Below are 261 nucleotides of genomic sequence, written 5' to 3'. Positions count from 1 at the left end.
GCCGACCCAGCGGATCGTAGGACAGCGTGCCCGACCCTTGCGCATGGCTGTAGCCGGTGAGGAAGTTCTCGCTCGAATAACCGAACGTATCGCCGCCCGAACCGGTCAGATTACCGCGCGCATCGTGACCTATCGCGGTCGATCCGACCTGCGTGTACTGATTGCGTCCATTCACCGTATAGGGCCGGTCGGCATTGGCGAGCGCGTTGAACGCGTAACTGTCGTTCGACTGCGTCGTCTGCGCGATCTGTCCGGCGGGAT

At 62.5% G+C, this 261-nt stretch carries 1 pseudogene; it reads right to left on the bottom strand.

Annotated features, from left to right (window positions below):
• Positions 1-261, bottom strand: a pseudogene (locus L5849_RS15855) (hypothetical protein); the annotation flags it as partial.

The sequence above is a fragment of the Erythrobacter sp. SN021 genome (genome assembly GCF_021864455.1).
The sequence above is the reverse complement of the archived record's forward strand: the minus strand, read 5'-3'. Positions and strand labels throughout refer to the sequence as shown.